The organism is Moorena sp. SIO3B2 (genome assembly GCF_010692525.1).
GTDB classification, from domain to species: Bacteria; Cyanobacteriota; Cyanobacteriia; order Cyanobacteriales; family Coleofasciculaceae; genus Moorena; species Moorena producens.
In genome coordinates this window covers 1-2,229 of record NZ_JAAHHE010000693.1, presented here as the reverse complement: position 1 = coordinate 2,229, position 2,229 = coordinate 1, and the positions used below count along the sequence as shown (strand labels likewise).

Annotated in this window: 1 protein-coding gene; it reads right to left on the bottom strand. The window is 41.6% G+C overall.

Annotated features, from left to right (window positions below):
- Positions 1-684: 684 nt before the first annotated feature.
- Positions 685-2,193: a thymidylate synthase gene (locus F6K38_RS39905; RefSeq protein ID WP_287360409.1), complete on the bottom strand. Its 1,509-nt coding sequence runs from the start codon at positions 2,191-2,193 to the stop codon at positions 685-687.
- Positions 2,194-2,229 lie beyond the last annotated feature (36 nt).

The window sequence follows — 2,229 nt, the reverse complement described above, 5'->3', positions numbered from 1 at the left end:
CGCATTAAGATTATGATATTCCTAAACTCGGAAACTTAGTCATAGCTTACTTCTGACTTCTGACTTCGTTCCTTCTGACTTGCGCGTAGCGCTATATCATCTCTGTTTCAAGGGAACAGGGAACAGGTAACAAGGAACATAAACATGTCTTAACCTTTAGAGGATATCTGAAAAGTTTTTTGATCCTGAATTTTGCCCCCCTAGCCCCCCAATTCTGGGGGGAACAAGAATCAATTTGCTGGTAGAAGTCCCCCAAAATTGGGGGATTTAGGGGGCTTGGATGTAGCAAATGAGACTTTTCAGACAACCTCTTACTTCGACTGCTATAATACTTCGACTGCTATAACTTGTTATCTTACAAATAACTATTGTTCAAAATGTCTTTGGTTATTGTTTACACCAAAAATCGTTTTTTTAGTTATCTATAGTTGATGCTTATAAAGCATTTATCCTAGTCATGATGTAGAGTCAATTTTTCCATTAACCACTCCCTAAGGGAGTAGCAAAAAAATAAAATACCAGATTTTAGCTTGTAGGGTGGGCAAAAACATTTTGGTTCAAATGAGTCTTATAGATAAGATAACTTTGCCCACCCTACTTTAATTGGTATTTTTTTTACATGCAAGTCCCTAATCCCTACTACCGTGCCACCCATTACTTTGTAGTTCATAATTAATAAAAACGCTATAATTGCTGATAATTTTTGTCTTCCTTGATAGCTCTCCAAGCTTTTTCTAATTCTATTCCTAAATAGACCCCATGACTAGGTTGTATTGAAGGATTATCACTACAAATTTTTCTAGCTAAACTCATGGCATTTTTCCCAGAATACGTAGCAATTACTTCCCCGCTACCAGGGGTTGTCTGCTTCACTATAATATTAGTATTTTCGGTTTCAATCAAGAAATTACCAATCGAATCAGCATACTGTTTCTGTTCTGAATTGATAAGTTTTTGATACTGATTTTTAATAATCCGATCAGCATAGTCATAACAATCATCATAAATATGAGCACTTTGACTAACAGTAATCAGCGGTCCCATTTTTAATTGAATACCCCCGCGCTTAGCAATTTGGTCTTTAACATACTGCTGTAGGGCTCTGAGTCCAAAGGCATTAGCTGCCCAGGCGCTAAACATATCATTACTTCTCAATGTTGCGGTTAGGGACAATTCATTATCCACAACTCTCAGCCAGATGTGATTCAGACAAGGACTACCCCCTTTCTCATGGTCTTTCACATCCCACAGGGACATCACTGCACTGGCGGCATCAATTTCACCAATGAGTTTGGTGATGACTTGCTCGATTTGGTCACGTCCGAACCAAGAACGTAGACGTTGACCATAAGTATATTTCACCCCTTCTACTACGGGTGCGTCGTCCAGGATTTGATGAATGTATTCTTGGATAAAGTCGCGATCGCATGGTAAATAATTGGGCTGAGGAAAGTAAAATTCAGGAGGTTCTGCCGTTACTACTGCCATTAAATCAATTAGCTCTTGCCAATATCCGTCATAACCGGTGGGCCGAATTGTGCCGGTAGTTTTAATGCGATGAATTATTTTAACCCAAGTTTCAGCTATCGTTCGCCCTTGAATGCGATGTCCGTAGCGCGGTCCTGGTTTTAGGGGGGCACAGCCAGATGCCCCGACATCATTGGCCATGGGAAATTCTAATGGTGTTCCCCAGGGCTCTTGAGTTTTGGAGCCATAAGACTTAACCAGACTAACGGCTTGGGTAATCGAATCAGCCTCTGCCACAGAAATTTCCTTTCTGAGTTGTTCTAGGATGACTAAGGGAATCTCGATGTCAATATACCCTTTGATAGAAGAGCGAATCACCCAGCAGTGACGACCAGTATCACTAGTCCCTTCTTCAACCCCATGGCGGAAGAAGTCCAGCAAGCAATTCCCACTGCCAGCATTTCGGTCTTCCTTCGTAGCGTTGAGAATCACCAAGTAGCGGACATGGGGATTAGCTAGCAGATTACGAATCAGCAGGCTAATTCCCCGGGTGGGACTGTATAACTGTCCTACCACAGCAAATTCAGAGGGGTTTAACTTTTTTGCGATCGCGTCTTTGATCGTCCATCCGCTAATCACCGCCGTTTGACCTGTACCGTAAATCAGTTGGTTAGGCTTGTGCAGGGGTTTGTACTGGAATTCAGTTGGTTGGCTGGTTGCTGTCATTTTAATGCAGAAGTTTAAGCTTGAATGTTGACTGTT